Here is a 21139-nt window from a genome sequence, read left to right as displayed (position 1 = left end):
ATGAATGAACAGTTGGGGAAGTATCAGAATAATGGGGGTATACATATGCAGATTACAGATGTAAGAGTTCGCAAGGTGACGAAAGAAGGTAAGATGAAAGCGGTTGTTTCAATTACCATTGATAATGAATTTGTTGTTCATGATATCAAGGTTATAGATGGGGAGAAAGGCCTGTTTATCGCAATGCCAAGCCGTAAGGCAGCAGACGGCGAGTACAGGGATATCGCACATCCAATTAATTCCAATACCCGTGAACGGATTCAGAGAGAGATCCTTGAGAAATACAAGGAAGCTGCACTGGAAACAGAACAGGAATAACAGATGGAAAACTGAGCTGTTATGCGTTGTGCGAATCTGCACAGAATGATTGCAAAAAATAGGAAATAATTCCGGGAAGGGATGCCGACAGAGAGAAGGCATCCCTTCTTTTCACCGTATTGACAAAGAAATATAAAACTTTTATATTATAACAGATAGGAAACTCAGAGATATTAGCAGTGTATACGGAGCGAAAGATATGCATTTAATCGTAGGTTTGGGCAATCCAACAAAACAATATGAAGGAACCAGACACAACGTCGGGTTTGAGACAATTGACAGAATTGCAGCGGAGAATCAAATCCGCGTGGAAGAGAAGAAACACAAGGCACTTTATGGTAGCGGTTATATTGAGGGCGAGAAAGTTATTCTGGCAAAGCCGCAGACATTTATGAATCTCAGCGGTGAAAGTGTCAGAGAACTGTCTGATTACTATAAGATTCCTGCAGAGAATATTATTGTGATCTATGATGATATCAGTCTGGATGTGGGACAGCTGAGAATCCGTGAGAAGGGCAGCGCCGGTGGACATAATGGGATTAAGAATATTATTCTGCATCTTGGAACAGAGGTATTCCCGAGAATCAAGGTAGGTGTCGGGGAGAAACCGAAGGGCTGGGATCTGGCGGATTATGTTCTGGGACGTTATAGTGCCGAGGATAGAAAGATCATTGACGAGGCACAGAAGGAAGCTGCTGAAGCGGTCAAAATGATGGTTATGGATGATGTCAGGGGGGCCATGAACCGGTATAATACCAAGAAAAAGGCCTGATAGCAGATGCGTGAAAGGAGTTTGGCATGAAAGCGTTTACACAGCCATTACATGATTTAAGTGAATATGATCAGATTGTCAGTGATCTTGCCGGACAGCGGACACCAATTCATATAGATGGCTGTATAGATTCACAGAAATGCCATCTCATCAGCAGTATCGGAGAACCTTATCCGTTTAAGCTGATCGTCACTTATAATGAGATTAAAGCAAAAGAAATTTATGAGGATTACCGGTTTTTTGACCGGAATGTTTATTATTATCCGGCCAAAGACATTATTTTTTATAATGCAGACATTCACAGCAATCTGATCGTCAGTCAGAGGATGGCCGTGATCCGGCGAATGATGGATGGATGCCCGGTTACAGTGGTGACAACCATTGATGGTCTGTCAGACAGACTGCTGCCGTTGGAAGAACTTCAGAAGAACCGATGTGTTTTTAAGGTGGGAGATATTCTGCCGCTGGAAGCACTCAGCAGGAAATTGACGGCGCTTGGGTTTGAAAGAGTCAGTCAGGTGGAAGGTCCGGGCCAGTTTGCGGTCCGCGGTGGAATTCTTGACATTTATAATCTGGCGGATGAGTGCCCTTATCGTGTCGAATTGTGGGGAGATGAAATCGATTCCATCAGAAGTTTTGATGCAGAGAGTCAGCGGTCTATTGAACAGGTTGATGAGGTGACAATTGATCCGGCTGCCGAGTATATTATGAGTGTATCGGTACGGGACCGTGGATTGAAGCTGATCGATCGGGACATGAAGCAGCAGGTGCAGAGATTGAAGGATGCCGGGAATTATGAAGCGGCGGCCAGATTGAAACAGGCAGTTGCGGAATTGAAGGACAATCTGGAATTGAGCAGCGCAGCTTCAGGTATCGATAGTCTTGTGCAGTATTTTTATGACCATACAGTTTCATTTTTGGATTATTTCACGGAAAAGGATAGTCTGATCATCCTGGATGAGCCGGCCCGTGTGGCAGAGAAGGGGGAGGCTGTAACGGCAGAATACAGAGAGAGTATGATGGGCAGGCTGGAAAAGGGCTATGTGCTGCCGGGACAGACAGAGGCCATTTATGAATGTCGGAAGATTCTGGCACGGATGGGAAGTCTGCGGACGGTTTTGCTCAGTACGCTTTCCTATAATTCAGCGCATATTGCAGTTAAGAGTAAATACAGTATGATGGCCAGCAGCATGCATACCTACAGGGGGGATTTTCAGCTGTTGGTAAAAGAACTGACAGGATGGAAAAACAGCGGTTATCGACTGATTCTTGTCTGCCGTTCGGAGACAAGAGGCAAACGTCTTGTCAAAGACCTTGCAGAGTATGATCTGTTGGCTTTTTATTCAGAAGACAGGGACCGGGTGCCGGCGCCTGGAGAGATTATGATTATTCACGGCAGTCTTCATAAGGGCATACAGTATCCGATGATCAAATTTGCCATTATCGCAGAATCAGATATGTTTGGTGAAGATAAGAAGAAGCGGAGAAAACGCCGACAGCCTGCATCGGAGGGAGAGCGCATCAGAAGCTTCAAAGAACTGTCTGTTGGGGACTATGTTGTTCATGAAGGACATGGCGTCGGTATTTACCGGGGCATAGAAAATGTAGAAGTTGACGGTGTGGCCAAGGATTATATCAAGATAGAATACGGCGGTGGCGGAAGCCTGTATATTTTGGCGACAAATCTGGACATGATCCAGAAATATGCGGATAAAGATACCAAACAAGTGAAGGTCAATAAAATGAGCGGACCGGAGTGGACCCGTACCAAGACGAAGGTAAAAGGGGCGGTCAGAGAGCTGGCTATGGATCTGGTAAAGCTGTATGCTGCCCGTCAGGAGTCAGAAGGATATGTCTGTGGCCCGGACACTGTGTGGCAGCGGGAGTTTGAAGAAATGTTTCCGTATGAGGAGACGCAGGATCAGCTGGATGCCATAGAAGCAACAAAACGTGATATGGAAAGTACAAAGATCATGGATCGACTTGTCTGCGGTGATGTGGGCTTTGGCAAGACAGAAGTTGCCATTCGTGCAGCTTTCAAAATGGTGCAGGAGGGACGGCAATGCGCAGTGCTGGTGCCGACAACGATTCTGGCTCAGCAGCACTACAATACTTTTTGTCAGCGTATGAAGGAATATCCAGTGAATATTGGACTTCTTTCGAGATTCAGAACAAAGGCTGAACAGAAGAAAACACTGGAAGATCTCAAAGCCGGACGGGTGGATATTGTTATTGGCACACATCGTCTTCTGTCGAAAGATGTAGAGTTTAAGAACCTTGGTCTGCTGGTGGTAGATGAGGAGCAGCGATTTGGTGTTACCCACAAGGAGAAGATCAAGAAAATCAAAGAGAATGTGGATGTATTGACATTGACGGCCACTCCGATTCCGCGAACGATGCATATGAGCCTGATCGGTATTCGGGATATGAGTCTGCTGGAGGAAGCACCGGTGGATCGTCAGCCGATTCAGACTTATGTGATGGAATATAATGATGAATTGATCCGGGAGGCTATCATGAGAGAACTGGCCAGAGGCGGTCAGGTGTACTATGTGTATAACAGAGTCAATGGTATTGATGAAATCGCTGCGGGATTGTCAGAACTTGTGCCGGATGCTTCAGTGGCCTATGCCCATGGACAAATGAGTGAGCGTGAGCTGGAGAAAATTATGTATCAGTTTATTAACGGGGAGATCGATGTGCTTGTCTCAACCACGATTATTGAGACAGGGCTTGATATTTCCAATGTCAATACAATGATCATTCACGATGCGGATAAACTTGGACTTTCACAGCTTTATCAGCTGAGAGGGCGTGTCGGACGATCCAACAGGACATCCTATGCTTTCCTCATGTACAAACGTGACAAAATGCTGAAGGAAGTGGCAGAGAAGCGTTTATCGGCAATCAGAGAATTTACGGAATTGGGATCGGGATACCGGATCGCAATGAGGGATCTGGAGATCAGAGGTGCAGGTAATCTGCTTGGTGAACGGCAGAGTGGACATATGGAGGCTGTAGGATATGATCTGTACTGCAAGATGCTTAACCAGGCTGTGATGGAGGCGAAGGGCGAAAAGATTCAGGAAGACTTCGAGACATCTGTTGATATTGATATTGATGCCTTTATCCCATCTGCCTACATTAAAAATGAATTTCAGAAGCTGGATATGTATAAGCGAATTGCGTCGATACAGAATGCGGATGAATATGGTGAGATGTTGGATGAGCTGATCGATCGTTTCGGGGAATTGCCGAAACCGGCGGCCAATCTGCTTCTTGTGGCGCTGATCCGTGCAGAGGCCCATGCAGCCGGTGTTGTTCAGTTGGTGCATAAGGAAAAAGAGACCAGGATCTATATGCATGAGCGTGCAGACGTGGACGTTGCGGCTATTCCGGATTTTCTGGCTGAGTACGGCAGAAGAATCCAGTTTAAGGCAACAGCAAAGAATCCGTATTTCCTTGTAAATATGAATGGTTTCAAAGGTCAGGGGCTGCTTTTGGAAGAAAAATCATTGGTAGAGAATATGCTGAGAATTCTCTGCCATAAAGAGCTTAATTAGAAAAGCTATTGATTCAGAGCCCTGAATGGTGTAAAATAAATCATTATGGAATACCAAGTTTTAGATAAGGAGAAGGACAGAATGGCTAGAAAGAAAAAGAATGATTTCTGGGATGATGTAGAAGATTTGAATACTGTTTCAGATAATGATCAGACCGGAGATGATGATACAGCAGAAGTTGCTGTGGATGAAGAATGGTCAGCTGTAAAGAGCCTTCCGCTGAAGGTGATCATGCGTTTTCTGCTGATGGTATCGTGTCTGGTGGCACTTGTGTCAGCCTATATCGCTTATGAATATGTGAATGATCGTTATGCCGGCGGCAGCTACAGCACAGATTTCTTTGACAGTGCAAGTTTTGCAGATGAATATAACAAGAGTATGGATCAGCTTTTGCAACTGGTACAGGCAATGGAGGCAGATCCTTCTGTGACCCAGGCAGGCAATGAAGAACTGCTGACAACGCTTGTTGAGAATTATATGGGCAAGGATACGAACTTCTCATTTATGATTCTGGACAGTGACAAGTATCGTATTGCTGCCAGCGGTGACGATGCGAAGGATCGTATTGAAGGAAGCAATCACTATGTGGCTATTTCCAATGCGGATGGCCAGACCAGCATTCAGAGCCCAATTGCAGGTAAACTTCTGAACAAGGATGCATGGACGAAGGTCCTTTCGGAGACCAGCAATAAGTATATTATATATTCAGCTGTCGATAATACCCTGGCACAGCCGGATTCATTTTACAAGGCAGAGCTGTCATTCGAGAAAATGGGTGAATATTTTGGTGCTGCAAGATTTGTTGGCATCATAGCAGCCGTCATTTTTGTCATTTGTCTCATTTTCTGTATTATGTCAACAGGTATGAAGCGTGGCTACGACGGTGTTTGTCTGACATGGTGGGACAGAGTCTTTACAGAGATTGCACTGGTGGTGATGATTGCAGTGGCAATTGCCCTGGGTATTGGTGTTCGCAAGCTGATGAAGATGGATGGGGATCTGTATCATTATGGTGCAGCAGCACTGGCAATTGTGACTTATGGATGGGTGATCCGTTCCTATTTCAGTATTGTCAGACGTATCAAAGCCGGACGTCTTCTCAGATGTTCCATTATCGGAACGATTGTGGGCGGTATCAGCCGCGGTATTGGCAAGTTGCCGTCTCCATTGAATGTGATTGTTGGTGCAGTGATCCTGGTTGTTATTAACGGTGGATTGATTTATGGTGTTATCTTCATGCGTCAGTATACAGTTAAGGGTATTCCGGTTATGTTTATTGCAGCGCCTGTTATCTTTATCATAGAATTGCTTGCATTGCTTGTACATAGTGGCGGCAGTGATGATGAAGATGACGAAGTCGAGGAAGAGACAGAACAGGAACCGGTTGATGAAGAAGATGATGTTAGAATTGCAGCAGCACCTGGAAGAAAGAATACACAGGTTCAGGAGACTGAGCGTGTGCAGAATACACCGGCGAATGATGAACCGATGGATTGGGAAGCAATGGATCTTGGCAAGGCGATTGCGGAAGCAGAGCGCAGCCAGACCCAGAAGAGACAGAATACATCTGCAGATATTCTCAGTGAGCAGACGGTACTGAATGTGCAGGATGACATGGCCGAAGGAATGACTGGCTATGTGGCATCTAATGTTGTGGATGTAACAGACGGAAAGACAGAAGTTCTTTCTGTTGAGGATGTAGAGAAAGCTATCAGAGAATCAGGACTGACACCTGAGATTCAGCCGCGTCCACAGGCACAGCCGGTTCAGACAGCACAGACGGTAAGACCTGCTGAAGAAACAGTTGTGAATATGGCACCTGTGAAACCGGTGAAAGAACAGCCGACAGCAAAACAGCCAATTATGGAAGCAGCAGATGACGGCAGAGTGAATTTTGTACAGCTCAACAAGGATGTCCGTAAGGAATTCAGAGCAGCACTCAAGGCCAGAGGTGTCGGCGTCACAGTGCGTGCGCCGGAGAAACCGGTGATTATTGATATCGACAGAAACAGTCTGAAGATGATTATTACAGATATCTTTACACAGATTGAGCGTTTCTCAGCAGACAATGAGCGTGCATACGTGGAAGTTTATCGTCAGGACGGCAAGGTGGTTTACATTGTGAAGATTACCGTTGCTCCGGATAAGACGGAAGAAGCGGTCAAGGCCGCTACCGGTGACAACAGTTTTGACAATGCAAGAAAGATTGTTGAAGCGAATGCAGGACGTTTTGTTGTGGCGTTTGATAATGGCATGATGAAAGCCGGCATGATGATTGATGCTGCGGAATAATTCGTCATAAACATATAGAATTTGTAACTGTTCAGAGCCAAGCAAAATTTCAAAAACAGGTATAAAATGCGTAGCATTTTGGAGGTTGGCTCTGAACAGTTACTAGGATTTTAATAATGGGATTTGAAAAGAGTGATAATATAGGCTTCTTTTCAAATCCCATTATTTTATGTAATAAGAAATTCTGTTGGAATTCCCTATTACATAAAAAGGTACTGCGTGCCAGAAAGCGCAGTTCACTGAGAGAAATATATAGCTGTGCTATCCGCGAACGCGCGAAAGTGTGCGTCAAGCGTACACTTTGTTATATTTTATGCTGGATAATATTGTGCAGCAAGAATGGAAAGAAAAACGTTTTATTGTATTACTTTCGTAACGCCAATGAAAAGTTGTTTGTATTATGGCATTATTGATGAGGTTTTTATTGATGAAAATGTATGATTTTGATACAATGAATAAAAGGAGGAAAATGAATTTATAGATGACAAATGATAAATGAAAGCTAGAAAGGAAATTTCTAATTTTTAATATAAATAAACCAAAGACATTTTCAAAATACAAAAGCATACAATACTGAATGGAGAAAGAAAGGGAGCCAAATGGCGAACACAAAACATGAAGATGCGATTTTGAAAATGGGGTTTGACTATTTTCGTGACACGATTTTAAAGATATTGGGGATACACCATGACTTTGTAGAGAGCGGCATTACGGAACTTGTGGAATTGACGATACATTCTTTGTATATGGATTTTACTTTTTTGACAAAGGATGATTTTTATATTCATATAGAGTTCCAGACGACGGATTCCGGGAAGAAAGACCTTCGCAGATTCCATGCGTATGAGAGTGTATTATCCCACAAAACAGGGAAAAATGTCATTACATATGTGATTTATTCCGGTGGGATAGAGCATGCAGTTACAGAAATGAAGTGCGGGACGTATACCTATCGTGTCATACCAATATTTCTGACAGCGAAAGATGCAGACAGTGTTTTGAAACGTCTTAGGGAAAAGAAACAAAGGGGCGAGATATTTACAGAAGAAGATTTTGCACAGCTGGCAATTACACCCTTAATGAGCAGCGAGATAAAACGAAAAGATGTTATTCTGGAATCAATAAAGTTAAGTAAAACAGAAAAAAGCATTACAGCAGAAAAGACGATGGCAATGCTTTATACACTGGCAGATAAATTCCTAACAGGCAATGATTTGGAAGAAGTAAAGGAGGCAGTGGCAATGACGAGAATCGGACAGATGATATTTGATGATGGTGTTGTTCGTGGCAGAGAAGAAGAAAGAAGATTGATGTCTGCACTTATTTCAAAACTTTTGCAGGCAAAACGTTTGGATGACCTTCAGCGTGCGGCAGAAGATGAAGAATACAGAGAGCGTCTGATGAAGGAATTTAATATTTCTTAAGAGGTATAATTATACGAAAGATAAGCAAATACAGCGAAAAATAAGAATGGGTTTCGGAAGAGGCAGTTTAACACAGATGCCTCTTTTGAAACCCATTTTGCTTATGTGTGGCATTTTTAATCCTCTTCAATGACCTGTATTTCCAGGTAATCAAAGTCAATACTGTCAATGAAATTATCCTGTGTGAATCTGGTTTTGCTGTGACGTTTGAAGTCACGAATATTTATATCAAGCCAGATGGGTTCGGAAAGGTCAAAGGTCTGGCAAATTTCTGTAACAGCCTGAAATATTTTGGTTGTTCGGGATTCTTCGGAATCGTTGCAGACGACCAGATCATTGGTCATACGATTGTGAAGAAATGTTTTTCCCCATAAACGGAACATAAATACGCACCTCCTGTATGAACATCATAACGATAACCTGTGTGGATGTCAATTGAAAACTGTAATTTCACACCGCCAGTTTTTGGATTGCTGTGGATTTTCGCGGCTGTTTATGGTATGATTATCATCGGGAAATTTCGACATTTCACAAAGGAGTACGAAATGGAAAGATATATATATATAAATTACGCATATGAAGATTATGAGTATGTGCAGAAAATTATTGAAGATATTGAGAAGACAGGTGTGAAAGTTTATCACGGCAACGGAAGCGAGGAAAGGGTGGCAGGCAGTTTGTGTGTCCTTCATTTCTGGACACCGGCGGCACACACTTCCAAGAGTTATCGGAAAATTATGAATTACACGCTGAAGCATGAACTGGATACGATGCTTTTCCATCTGGATGGGGCACAGATGGCCTCAGAGGTGGATGTTCAGCTGGATGTGCTGCATGCATTGTTTAAGTACAAGTACCAGATGCTGAGCCAGAAAGCAGCAGATGCAGAACTAAAGACGGCGGTAATTAAGAATGAATCAAAGAATACAGAAACTATCACAACAGCAGCAAAGGGAGAAAATACAGCGGTTGTTGAAATAAAAACTGTTGAATCCAAGCCGGAAGTTGTAGAGGCCAAATCTGTAGATGAACTGAAAAAAGCAATGGCTTCTTCGGAACCGAAAGTTATTAAATTCAATGCAGATTCGGCGACAGAATCAAAGGCTGCAGAAAAAGAACCGGAAATAGTAAACGAAAAGATTGCCGAAGAACAGCCAGATCAGTCTCAGCAGAGTGAACCGGCTAAAGCAGTCGAAGAATTGACTACAAGAGATGCTTTATTTGCTGAGGGTATGCGGATCCTTGAGAATGGCACCACAAGAGAAGACGGCGTTAAAGCATTTAAGTGCCTGAGACAGGCGGCCAGCCAGGGGCATACGGAAGCCCAGTATCAATTGAGTGTCTGCTATGACAGGGGCATTGGTGTCAGAAGAAATATCACAGAGGCGGCCAAGTGGTGTCAGATGGCAGCATTCGGCGGTCATGCCAAGGCACAGAGTGAGATTGGTTACTGTTATGAATACGGACAGGGGGTTGTCCGTAATATCAAAGAGGCTGTCAGCTGGTATGAGATGGCTTCTGCCCAGGGGAATATTGAGGCCAAGAACAACCTGGCATTCTGCTATCAGAAGGGCAGAGGCGTACATAAGAATGTCAAAGAGGCCATTCGACTCTATGGAGAAGCCGCAGCGGGCGGTCATGCCAGTGCACAGTACAATCTGGGTTACTGTTACTGGTACGGCGAGGGCGTGAAGACAGATAAGAGCAGAGCCATTGAGTTATTTAAGCAGTCTGCGGATAACGGCAATGCCAAAGCGGCTCAGATGCTGAAAATACTCAGTCAGCACTTATTTATGAAGTAAGGTGCCTGACAGGGGGATGGATAAATGGACATCATTGTCAGTTTTTTTGAAAGTATCATAGATGGGGTTATTGACTGGATCGTGAACCGATGTGTGAAATGGTTTAAAAACAGGAGGAAGAACAATGGATCATACAAAAATGTCAATGAGTGAAGTGTTGACACCGGATGAAAAACTGGTGGCGGATTTTATAAAGACAAGAACAAAGAAAGTACTGGACGATATCCAGAGGCTTTCAAAAGAGCAGAATGCTGATATATCAGAATGGGCAGAGAGTTTTGCCTATCTGGCAAGAACTTACGGCAGAGATTCCGATGAAACTTTCAAGTGGTTCAAATACTATTTCAGAGAGGGCATGATTCCGGCCAACGTGGCACTGCCGCTGGTTGTGCAGGTATATCTTGACAGCAGTGTAGACGGCGGTTTCGTTAATACATTTGCCAAGGCATTCAAACAGGAACCGGAAGATGTCAGAAATCAGAGAATCGAAGACATGAAACAGGAACTGGCTGAATATATTGATAGTGACGGCAATCTGACTGTTTACCGCGGCAGCTTTGAGCGCCCATTTGGCAGAGAAGACGACGCCAGCAGAGTTATTGAGAAAGGATTTGCTTTCAGCCTGGACAGGGAAGTGGCGAAAAACTATGCCACTTGCTGGTTCCCTGAAACAGCGAAGATTTATGAAGTGAAGGCACCGCTTTCAGATGTGGCATGGTACAGCAATTATGACGAGGAAAAGACTGTCATCCTGTTGCCTCAGAATAAGGGCGGACTGTGGACGGTGGCATCTGAGGAAGTTGTTCCGTCATCCGAATACGGTTCGGACTCTGAAAAAGCAGTTGCCGTACAGGCTTATGCTTCTACTTTTAAGAGAAAGTAAAGAAACGGACAGATGATAGAAGCACTGACAGAAAGAAGCGCCGAAAATCGGCAAAGAGCATTCAGGATATGAAGTTTTTGAGAGATATTACGGAGTTTATTTTTCTTGAAGATCTGCCGAAAAAGGCAGATATCATCATCGTACCCGGCAATACATGGCCGCAGCCTGCAAGGAGGGCTGCGGCGCTGTATCAGGCGGGGATGGCACCTTATATTGTGGTGTCCGGCAGATACAGCAAAGGCCGGTCGGCTTTTGAGGGGACATCCTGTGACAGGGAATGTTATAAGGGGCCTTATGCTGCAGAAGCGGATTTCCTGACAGATGTGCTGATGCAGGCAGGCGTGCCGGGAGAAGCCATTCTTCAGGAAAGAGAAGCCACATTTACTCTTGAAAATGCTGAATATATCAGGAAGATGCTGGAGGAAAAGCACCTTCCGATAAAAAGGGCCATTATCTGCTGCCAGGCTTTTCATGCCAGAAGATGCAGAATGTATTTTGAGTATGTATTTCAGGACAGGGAGATTGAATTCCTGATGTGCCCAGCGGTTACACAGGGCATCAGCCGTGATAACTGGGCGGAAAGTAAAAAGGGGCTGGAGACGGTTCTGGGAGAGCTGAGACGCTGCGGCGAACAGTTTTCCTGGATGTTGCAGTAGATAGCAGGAGGAGAAAGTGGACAATTATATTTTAATGAATGATATGGTGCAGGACCATGAGGCGCGTATGATGCATCTGAAGCGTTATTATCCTTTTTTCAGATTAATGGATACCGGATTGTCCCAGTACAGGGACGGAAGTTACGGACGCCTGGATATGTCATATATTGTCCTTGCCGTCCTGCGTTTTTTTATTGAGGCGAATCATTTTCAGGATCAGCCGGTATGCTATGAGGATTACAGGCAATTCATGGCCGGACTTTTGGTGAGAGATTTTGATTTTACCGAAGAAGAGGCCGATGATGAACTGTATCAATACATTTTTGATAAATTATGCAACGAGGGACGACCATTTGAACTGGATTACTATGACCCGGCCGCCCATCAGCAGAAAACACTGCGAGTGCGTCTGATTGAGAGTGAACTGAAAGATCAGCAGGTACTTTACAGAATTTCATCTGATGCGGTGGCTTTTTATCTTGATACAAAGGAAGTTCGGGAGGAAAGCCATATCAGCGTTGCCCAGCTGCTTCTTGAGAAGATGATAAAAGCGCAGAATTTCAGAGGCGGGCTGGAGGTTATCGGGCGCATCAACATGGAAGTGGGACGCCTGATGGAGGAACGACATGAGATCCAGACACTTTTGAACCGCCATGTGACGGAGGGGCTTGCTGCACTGGAGAATTATCATGATCGTCTGATGAAGTGGTTTAGTGAGGAACAGCGCCTTTTTGCCTCGAATATGGCATTGTCTGCAAGGGCCGTGCAGAAAATGGAGACGGACAGGATCACCGGTGAGGCAGCGGAGGAAGTCTATCAGTTGGATACGGCGCTGAAAAATGCCATGAAGCGTCACGAAGAGCTGATGCATGCTTATATGCAGATGCAGAAGGCCGGAGATGAGGCGCTTGCAAAGGCGAAAAGGACACGTTTTCGTCCTTCCGTGGATTTTATGGATGTGGGACAGCGGATGATCGAGGCGGATAATCCGGAACTCCTGACATATCTGGTGCTGCCGCTTTTTGCACCGAAGATAAAGAAGACATTTCCGATGTCCCGGGTGGACGACCTGCTGCTCTATAAGCCGGAAGAATCGGCGGCAGGTGAACTGGTGGAAAAGGGCCGGGAGCAGATGTATGTTTATGAGGATGAACTTGCAGAGGAGAGAATGAAGGACAATTTCAGTTATCTTCTGAGGGTACTTCTGGACAAGATTAAACAGAAAAAAGAAGTAACGCTGGCACAACTTAATGACCTTTATGCCATGAAATTCCCGGATCAGGTACTGGAAAACAGAGATTACTATGCGTTTCTTGTACACCTGAGCCAGAAAGAACATTATGATCTGGATATGATCAAGGATCATCCGGATACATTTCTTGAGGATACCATGGCGGATTTTCTGAAGGCGAATCCGGGATATGAAGGACTGAAATTCAGGTTGATTTATCTGCCGGATGAAACAATCTCCATTCTGGAGCGGTTTGAAATGAGTAATATTCGATTTGAAAGGACGGAAGAATAATGGATCACAGAAATCTGGACAAAGCAATGGAGATATTTGCATGTCTGATTACAGGGGAGACAGTGGGCAGGGAAAACCACAGAGATCTCTATGAAGCCTACAGCAGTCAGGCGGAGGTTTATGACATTCTGGATGCGGTTTTAAAGAAATCCAATCTTCGCCTTTATGAATATCACAATACACTATATGTGACTGCCGGAGATGAGAACAGGGTTTTCGGCTACACTAACGACGAGCTGAAAAAAGCCATCGGGCTGCGTCTGAACAGAGAATTATTTCTGGCGTACCTCATTATTTATGACGTGATGACGCTGTTTTATGAGACCACCTCCGGGGAGGCAGCGCTGACCTATGTGAAGACAGATATGGTCATTGAAAGTACAACAGCTCTGCTTTCCGGTGTGATGGCGAGACTGGAGACGATTGTTCAGAATGATATTGAGGAAAACAGTTTCAGAACATTGGCATTATTGTGGGATGAGCTGCCTCTGATGGCTGAAAATGATGATATTTCCACATTAAAGGCTGCCAGAGGGTCCAAAACAGGTTTTGTCAAGCTGGTATTCAATTTTCTGATCACGCAGGCGCTTTTTGTGGAATCGGCGGGCAAATATTATATAACGGACAGAATGCGGGCGCTGGTCGAGAACTATTTTGACAGCTGCAAAGGACGGCTGTATGAAGTCATTGAACAGAGCAGGCGGGGCAATATGGAGAACATTGAGAGAAAACGGCAGGGTGATGTGAAGGAACCTGTGCAGGACCGAAACAGCAAGACGGAGGAGGATGAGGAAAATGCCGCATATTAACAGAGTGCGTGTCAATAATGTACGCTATAATTTCGGTACACAGTTTTATGATGATTTTATTATGCGCTTTGACTGTAAAAATGTGCTGTATGACCTGGCCAACGGCGGCGGCAAAAGTGTTCTTTTACTGCTTTTGCTTCAGAATCTGATTCCGAACTGTACGCTGGATGACAAGCAGCCGGTGGAAAAATTATTTCGCGGTGAAGGCGGCAGTACGGTCATCCATTCATTGATCGAATGGAAGCTGGACGATTATCTTGTCAAAGATGATTACAGATATATGTTGACGGGATTCTGCGCCAGAAAGGCAAAAGATGATGAAAATCAAAATGCAGCAGGGGACGCAGCGGCGATTGAATATTTTAACTATGTCATTTTTTACAGACATTACAATGACAATGATATCGTGAATCTTCCGCTCAGCGACGGTAAGGAAAGAATTACATGGCCGGGGCTTAAAAATTATCTCAGAAATCTTTCAAGAAAGGATTACCAACTGCAGGTTCATTTATTTGAGCGCAAAGGTGAATACCAGCGTTTTATCAGCCGGTATGGACTGTATGAGAGCGAGTGGGAAATTATCCGTGGGATCAATAAGACGGAAGGTCATGTGCGGACCTATTTTGAAAGTCATTATCGGACAACCCGCAAGGTGGTGGAGGATCTTCTGATCGAGGAGATTATCCAGAAAGCATTTATGGCGCGGACATCGGAACGGGCTGAAAATGGTGATAATACGTCGTTGATGGCGGATACGTTGTATCAGATCAAAGATCAGTTAGCGGAGCTGACCCGCAAGAAAGCGGAAATCGGCCAGTATGATAGACAGCAGGAAGTTATGCACAGCCTGGGTGAGCGAATCCGGACGCTGGATGTTATGTATGGTGAGGAAATGACACTGCGGATGGACATTGCCAGAGCATGGCAGACTGTACTTGCCAGACAGAAAAACAGGACTGCGGATCTGGCAGCGGCCAGAAGAGAACAGGAGCTGGCAAAGGGGCATATGGAAGACTATGCCAGAAAGCTGGAGACGGTCAAAATCCAGTCCAGCAAGGAACAGCTGGCCTATCTTGAAAAGGAAGCGGCCGACTGCAGCGAAAAGCTTGAGAAATTACAGCTGGAACAGGCTGTCAGCAGGGATGATCTGAACCTCAGAGAGAGTATGAATGATTACCTGGAATATCTGGAAGAACAGCAGAAATATCAGGCCGTGGAGAATACGATCCGTCATAGTACGGATGGGCAGAAGGAGCAGCTGGCACAGCTTCGGGCTTATGCAAAGGCATGGCAGAAACGTTACCAGAAGCGGATGACCGTTTTGGATGACCGTATTGTACAAGGCCGGAAAGAAATGGAAAATCTTCAGCAAAAGTTGGATGAACTGGCATCATCAGAGCGTGAAGATGACAGAATGCTGGCGGTTCTGGAGCATCAGTCCCAGGAAAACCGTGAAAAGGAGCAAATGTATCTGAAGGATTTTGCAAGGCTGAGGGAAGCATCAGGACTTCTGGTGATTGAGGAAGTCGATAAGGAACTGCTCAGCCAGAAAAAGAAACTGGAAGCAAAGGAAGCTGAACTGATGCAGCTCATGGAGGATGCGAAAGCCGCAGAGGCAGAAAAAAATGAACAGCAGCTTCAGGAAGCCCGGAATACACAGATGTTGGGACATATTAGGACATTGATCCGTGAGGGCAATGAATTTATGGCAGCCTGGCAGCGGGAATATGAGCAGATCGCCAAACTGCTTCAGGTCTATCAGGTGACAGAAGCCGGTTTACTCAAGGAGCATTTGTTTGCACGCTATCGTAAGCTTGTGTGTGATATTGAAGAGCGTCAGAGACAGGAAGCTGCACTGAAAGAAAAAATTCATCAGTTGGAAGATGGCGGGCTGATGCGTATACCTGCGGATGTTCAGGATTTTATGGATTATATCCGAACATGCCATGGAATTACCTGTGTTTATGGGGCTCAGTATCTTCAGGAAACAAATGATGCAGAGCGGCGTGCACTGCTTGCACGGATGCCGTTTTTGCCGTACACAGTGATTTTAAAAGATGGTTTTGCAAAAGTAGCGGCGGATGAACTTTTAAAGGGAAAAGATTTCGGGGAGCATGCGATTCCTGTGATCAGTCTTGAAACGGTACTTTCTGAAGAGGAGCCGGTGGAGAAGAGCCGACTGCTTTTTGCCGGAAAAGGCAGCAGTTTCTATCTGGATGAAAATATGCGTCATAAAGTATGCGCACAGAGCCGGGAGCAGCTGACAGAACTTCAGCGGGTGATTGCCCGAATGGAGGATCAGCAGCAGACCTATGAAAAAGATATGGAGTCAGTGAGCAGTTTTCTCCTTGTCTATGATAGCAAAAAGGAAGAAAACAGACAAGCGCTTCGGGAAAACCAGAAGAAAGAGCTGGCGCTTCTGGAGAAACAGAAGTTGATCAAAGACCGGATACAGCAGTTGGATGGGCAGCTGTCCGGGGATGCTGTAAGTATTGAGGAAGCCGGGAAGCAGGCGGAGACGGCAAAAGAGCAGTATGCGGTACTTGAGTCACTGCGGGATGTCAATACAGCATTGACTGAGACAAAGCATCTGATCGAAGAAGTCAGACAGAAATATGGAAAATTGGCGGCAAAAAAGCAGGAGGAAGAACAGACCGCAACTTTGCTGCGCACCAAAATGCAGGAACAGTCGGAAGTGTGTGAACATACAGTCAGTGAGAAAGATCTGCTGATAAAAGACTGGGAAGACAACTGGAAGCTTTATGCTGTTGAAACAGACGGACAGCAGTTTTTGGGTGAACAGCCGTCGAAAGGACAGGTGCCGGAAGATTTGACGGATGATGCGCTGCGGGCGGCCTTTTATGGCATTCGTGACGCTTATGAGAAAGAACATATGGATCTGGATGACAAAAAGCAGCTGATGGAAAGCTATGCACGTTCTATGGAGCGTCTGACAAAGAGTATTGCCGATAGAAATCTCCAGATGGCGCGTATGGAAAATCTGCGGGCGGATGGCCAGATTTATCAGACAGCGGCTGAGAATATCAGGCAGATCAGGCAGAACCTTGAGAATATGGCACAGCAGGCCGATAATATGCGGCAGCAGCTGATGGCCATTGAAGCGGACAAGAATCGTCTGTGCGGCAGTGTTGCTCAGGCAGTCAATGTGATTGAGGAAAAATACGGTGCCTATAAAGAGGTGGCGTTAAATGATCAGAGTTATGAATCCTACGTGGAGAATATGCGTCAGCTCTATGAAAATACTTCGGCGGAGTATCGTTCGCTGACTGGACGTATTGAGCGTCTGACAAAGGAATTGTATGCGCTGGAGGGAATCAGGCATGATGTGGAACGCTTGATGAAGCTTTGCCATGTACAGGAAAATCTGACAACAGAAACATTGGATGAGCAGATCGGATTGAAGCGCAGATATGAGGAACTTCTGAGACGTTATGAGCAGATGCAGTCCCAGTATTTTGCAAAAAGAGATGCGTTTGAAAAGGACAAAGCCAAAGCAGTGTCAGAACTGCATCAGTTAGGTGCAGAAGGTCTGGCGGCAGAACTTCGTGAACATCTCAGCCTTCCGGAGAATGCAGAAGCGGCAGGCAGAGTGATGCAGGAAATTGAGGAAACCATTGCCCTGATCCGTATAGAGAAAGAGCGTGTCGGAAAAAACATGGAAGACCTTGTCAGCATCAAGGACAGTTTTGAAAGTCAGTGTCTTCAGATTTGTCAGAACATCCGGATGGAACTGGATAAACTGCCGAAGATGTCTGCGATTGTCATGGATAACGAGCAGATTCAGATGGTCGGCCTTACCATCCCTTATGTTAAAGAGAATTTTTACAAAGAGAAAATGTCTGCTTATATTGATGATATTGTTAATCAATCGGATGCCCTTGGAACGCAGGAAGAGAAAATGCGCTATATCCGGCAACAGTTGGCCTGGAAGCGGCTGTTTTCGGTGATTGTAACAGATATGAATGCCATTCGGCTGACACTCTACAAGAGAGAGAGAATTGCCAGCCAAAGTCGTTATCTGAAGTATGAAGAGGCGGTGGGCAGTACGGGGCAGTCCCAGGGAATTTATATTCAGTTCCTGATTGCAGTGATCCATTATATTTCAGCTATTCATGCAGGCGCGGCTGCAGGTGAGCATCTCAGGAAAGTCCTGTTTATTGATAATCCATTTGGCGCAGCCAAGGATATTTATATCTGGGAGCCTATTTTTGCCTTATTAAAAACCAATGATGTACAGTTGATTGTTCCGGCAAGAGGTGCAACGCCGGCAATTACAGGTAAATTTGATGTCAATTATGTTTTGGGACAGAAGCTGATGAATCATCGTCAGCAGACGATCGTCGTAGATTATCACTCCAATGTGAAGATTGACGAAATGGAATATGTGAAGATTAATTATGAGCAGGAAGTTTTTGACTTTGTTTAGGGCGTTAGTTGTCAAGTGTTTACTTGTGTGTTAAAATGCCCTTAGCGGAGTCGACGGCTTTGCAGTGAGGAGATGAATAAATTGGAGAATAATAAGATAAATGAAGGCGCGCTGACCAAGCAGATCAAGACCCTTGTGATGCAGGAGCGTTATGAAGAAGCCATGAAGGTTCTGGATGAGATTGAAGTCAGCAAGATCCGCAATATCTCTATCCTTTGCCTGGTCGGTGAAGTTTATATGGGCCTGAAACGTTATGATGAAGCAGAACAGATACTTCTGCGTGTTTATGAGAAGAATCCGAATACAAGACGAATCCTTGATCTGCTGACAACGTTGTATATTGATAAAGGTGAGTATTCTGAGGCAGAATATTATTATAAAGAGTTCATTGGTGTGGCATCCAGAGATCTGCATCGCTACATTCTGAGATACAGATTGGATAAGGGCAAAGGGGAACGTCTTTCTGTTTTGATCGATACCCTTGAGAAGTTAAAGGATTATGAATACATAGAGGAGTGGGCTTATGAGCTGGCGACTTTATATGAGGCCAGCGGTGAGACGAAGAAATGCATTCATGAATGTGATGAGATCGTGCTGTGGTTTGGCCATGGAGAATATGTGGACAAGGCCATTGCGCTGAAATGTAAATTGACAGGTGAGCCGCTGCCGGAGATTTCAACGGTTGAACAGCATCGCGTTGAGGAAGAACAGCGTGCGGCTCATGAGAAGCAGCTGACAGAATCTATAGGTGCAGAGATGGGCATTGAGGGTTTTGCCGGTGCGGATTATGAGGGAAGCATTGATCTTGATCTCATTCAGCGGGCAATGGATGGGGCAGCGCCTGAAGCGGCAGATGAACCGATTGTCGAAACAGCTGTGACAGAGGATACACTTCGGGATGAAGTGATTGTGGAAGAGCCGGTATTAGAAGAAAATGAAGAGTCGGCGGGAAGCGCTGAAGGTGAAGAGACGCAGGATGCGGCAATGGCCGTTGATGCGGGAAATACAGACAGCGAAACGGTGAATGCAGATGAAAATACGGCAGATGATGACGGGCATGCAGAGTCTGCTGATGAAGACAGTGAAGCAGAACAGCCGGATGAAGAAAATGAGAAGTCTCATATTGCCCATCTGTTCAGCTCATTGATGTTTGGCAGGAAAGAGAAAGAGAAGCATTTTGACTGGTCTACTCTGAAATTGGCAAAAGAAAAAGAGGAAAAGCCTGACGAGATCGAACTGGCTGCTGCAGCGATCACTGCCGCCCAGAGCCAGGAGAGTCAGGCAGGCGAGAAGGATGAAGATATTTTCCTTCATGAGGAAATGCCTGTTGAGGAAATGTCAGAGAATACGGTGGCAGAGGATGCACCGGAGAAAGAAGTGCCGGAATCAGAAGAAGCCGAAGATGCAGCGATTTCTACAGAGGGACTCAGCGAGGAGGATGCAGATTTCTTCGGCAAACTGATGGGTGAAGATCTTGTTGCGGATTACACACGCAGCCAGGACAGTGAAGAGGAGATCATTGTGGATGATGATGGTGAGTCAGTGGATACGGTTATTATCGATGATGATGATTCAGAGAATGAAGCACCAGAAGCTGCAGCTGCGGAAGATGAAATTATCATAGACGGTGATGACGAGAAGGATGAAGTCATTCCGGAGACAAAAGAGGATACATTGGATGATCTGTTTGGCATCGCCGGTGAAGTCCATGAAGATGAGCTGATAGATGATGATGACGAAGATGAAGATGATGACGAAGATGAAGTGATCTCGGAGGATGACAGCAGCAGTCAGAATGATTCGGCGGACGAAGAAGAGGATGAAGATGACGAGGAGGATGAGATCTCGGACGATATTCATGCCTCTGATACAGTTCTGGATATTTTCGGCACGGTGACAGGTGTAGAGAGTATTAAGAGTCAGTTGGCGAAGACATTCACCAAGTTTGAAGATCCGGCACTTGACAATATGGACTTGCTGGCACCGTATGATATTAACTTTGTTGTAACCGGTTATGATATGAGCGTCAAGTCCCAGATCGCCATTGGTATTGCAAAGGCCTTGAATACATATGGCATCTGTGATAAGAACAAGCTTGTCCGAGCAACGGCACAGGATCTGAACGGCCGGGATTTTTCTATGATCTTTGAGAAACTGAAAGGCGGCTGCCTGATCATTGATGGAGCAGGTATGCTGGATGATAAGGCTGCGGGCATTATTGTTGATTTTGTTCAGCAGGACAATCAGGACGTAGCCATTGTTCTGGAAGGCGAAGAGGATAAGATCAAGGAATTATTCAGAAAATATCCGGTTCTTCACAGCAAGTTCCTGAATATCATTCATATTGGCAAGTACAATGAGAATGAACTTGTTCAGCTGGCAGAGGGATACGCCAAGAAGAAAGGCTATGAGATCTCAGGACCGGGAGCAGCTTCGCTGAAGACATTGCTGCGTGAACGTATGCAGGATGGCTATTCGGTTGATTATGAAGATATCATGGCCATTATTGAGGAAGCGATTGCAAGCCTCGAAAAGCGCAACATGAAGAATCTTTTCATGACTGTTCTTGACAATAAATACGAAGAAGCAGCCATGTTCATGCTTCAGCCGGAGGACTTTAAGAACATCAACATACCGGACTAAAGCAG

Annotated in this window: 13 protein-coding genes; 12 read left to right on the top strand and 1 reads right to left on the bottom strand. The window is 45.1% G+C overall.

The genetic code is table 11. The features are described 5' to 3' along the window. Window positions 1–45 precede the first annotated feature (45 nt). From spoVG to NBH03_RS07460, 5 genes are all read left to right on the top strand, one after another. Complete coding sequence (spoVG, locus tag NBH03_RS07480) at window positions 46–318, top strand: septation regulator SpoVG (RefSeq protein ID WP_117540480.1); 273 nt, start codon at window positions 46–48, stop codon at window positions 316–318. Between the two features lie 199 nt (window positions 319–517). Further along, entirely contained in the window at window positions 518–1090 is a 573-nt protein-coding gene (gene pth / locus NBH03_RS07475; RefSeq protein ID WP_015513884.1) for an aminoacyl-tRNA hydrolase, read from the top strand. A gap of 26 nt (window positions 1091–1116) precedes the next feature. Further along, window positions 1117–4653, top strand: a complete 3537-nt coding sequence (gene mfd, locus NBH03_RS07470; RefSeq protein ID WP_250798695.1) for a transcription-repair coupling factor — start codon at window positions 1117–1119, stop codon at window positions 4651–4653. Window positions 4654–4734: 81 nt separating this feature from the next. Continuing rightward, a complete protein-coding gene (locus NBH03_RS07465) occupies window positions 4735–6945 on the top strand; it encodes an MATE family efflux transporter (RefSeq protein WP_250798693.1) in 2211 nt (736 codons plus the stop codon). 599 nt (window positions 6946–7544) lie between these two features. After that, a complete protein-coding gene (locus tag NBH03_RS07460) occupies window positions 7545–8369 on the top strand; it encodes a hypothetical protein (protein WP_215690775.1) in 825 nt (274 codons plus the stop codon). Window positions 8370–8485: 116 nt separating this feature from the next. On the opposite strand, the gene NBH03_RS07455 is transcribed toward NBH03_RS07460, so the two are convergent. Continuing rightward, the gene (locus NBH03_RS07455; protein WP_015513887.1) at window positions 8486–8752 is read right to left on the bottom strand and encodes a hypothetical protein; all 267 of its coding nucleotides are present in this window, start codon (window positions 8750–8752) and stop codon (window positions 8486–8488) included. Between the two features lie 162 nt (window positions 8753–8914). Between NBH03_RS07455 and NBH03_RS07450 the strand changes: the two genes are divergently transcribed. From NBH03_RS07450 to NBH03_RS07420, 7 genes are all read left to right on the top strand, one after another. Then, the gene (locus NBH03_RS07450; protein WP_250798691.1) at window positions 8915–10171 is read left to right on the top strand and encodes a tetratricopeptide repeat protein; all 1257 of its coding nucleotides are present in this window, start codon (window positions 8915–8917) and stop codon (window positions 10169–10171) included. A 124-nt stretch (window positions 10172–10295) separates the two neighbouring features. After that, window positions 10296–11054, top strand: coding sequence for a hypothetical protein (locus NBH03_RS07445; protein WP_250798689.1), 759 nt, complete (start codon window positions 10296–10298; stop codon window positions 11052–11054). Window positions 11055–11122: 68 nt separating this feature from the next. After that, a complete protein-coding gene (locus tag NBH03_RS07440) occupies window positions 11123–11710 on the top strand; it encodes a YdcF family protein (RefSeq protein WP_250798680.1) in 588 nt (195 codons plus the stop codon). A 16-nt stretch (window positions 11711–11726) separates the two neighbouring features. Next, entirely contained in the window at window positions 11727–13235 is a 1509-nt protein-coding gene (locus NBH03_RS07435; protein WP_215690783.1) for a hypothetical protein, read from the top strand. After that, window positions 13235–14044 carry a DUF6063 family protein gene (locus tag NBH03_RS07430; protein WP_015513891.1) on the top strand — a complete coding sequence of 270 codons (810 nt, stop codon included), beginning with the start codon at window positions 13235–13237 and terminating at the stop codon, window positions 14042–14044. The genes NBH03_RS07435 and NBH03_RS07430 overlap by 1 nt, the downstream gene beginning before the upstream one ends. After that, window positions 14031–18491 carry a coiled-coil domain-containing protein gene (locus NBH03_RS07425; RefSeq protein WP_250798678.1) on the top strand — a complete coding sequence of 1487 codons (4461 nt, stop codon included), beginning with the start codon at window positions 14031–14033 and terminating at the stop codon, window positions 18489–18491. The genes NBH03_RS07430 and NBH03_RS07425 overlap by 14 nt, the downstream gene beginning before the upstream one ends. Window positions 18492–18572: 81 nt before the next feature. Continuing rightward, window positions 18573–21134, top strand: coding sequence for a hypothetical protein (locus tag NBH03_RS07420; RefSeq protein WP_250798675.1), 2562 nt, complete (start codon window positions 18573–18575; stop codon window positions 21132–21134). Window positions 21135–21139 lie beyond the last annotated feature (5 nt).

The sequence above is a fragment of the Coprococcus intestinalis genome (assembly GCF_023656595.1).
GTDB lineage: Bacteria > Bacillota > Clostridia > Lachnospirales > Lachnospiraceae > Coprococcus_A > Coprococcus_A intestinihominis.
Note: the sequence above shows the minus strand (reverse complement) of the source record. Positions and strands in the feature narration are given on the sequence as shown.

What these genes read in the sequence shown, in the direction of transcription:
- NBH03_RS07465 (WP_250798693.1), top strand. Translation starts at nt 4,735, where the DNA reads ATGGCTAGAAAGAAAAAGAATGATTTCTGGGATGATGTAGAAGATTTG.
- NBH03_RS07445 (WP_250798689.1), top strand. Translation starts at nt 10,296, where the DNA reads ATGGATCATACAAAAATGTCAATGAGTGAAGTGTTGACACCGGATGAA.
- NBH03_RS07425 (WP_250798678.1), top strand. Translation starts at nt 14,031, where the DNA reads ATGCCGCATATTAACAGAGTGCGTGTCAATAATGTACGCTATAATTTC.
- mfd (WP_250798695.1), top strand. Translation starts at nt 1,117, where the DNA reads ATGAAAGCGTTTACACAGCCATTACATGATTTAAGTGAATATGATCAG.
- NBH03_RS07455 (WP_015513887.1), bottom strand. Translation starts at nt 8,752, where the DNA reads ATGTTCCGTTTATGGGGAAAAACATTTCTTCACAATCGTATGACCAAT.
- NBH03_RS07450 (WP_250798691.1), top strand. Translation starts at nt 8,915, where the DNA reads ATGGAAAGATATATATATATAAATTACGCATATGAAGATTATGAGTAT.
- NBH03_RS07440 (WP_250798680.1), top strand. Translation starts at nt 11,123, where the DNA reads ATGAAGTTTTTGAGAGATATTACGGAGTTTATTTTTCTTGAAGATCTG.
- spoVG (WP_117540480.1), top strand. Translation starts at nt 46, where the DNA reads ATGCAGATTACAGATGTAAGAGTTCGCAAGGTGACGAAAGAAGGTAAG.
- NBH03_RS07460 (WP_215690775.1), top strand. Translation starts at nt 7,545, where the DNA reads ATGGCGAACACAAAACATGAAGATGCGATTTTGAAAATGGGGTTTGAC.
- pth (WP_015513884.1), top strand. Translation starts at nt 518, where the DNA reads ATGCATTTAATCGTAGGTTTGGGCAATCCAACAAAACAATATGAAGGA.
- NBH03_RS07430 (WP_015513891.1), top strand. Translation starts at nt 13,235, where the DNA reads ATGGATCACAGAAATCTGGACAAAGCAATGGAGATATTTGCATGTCTG.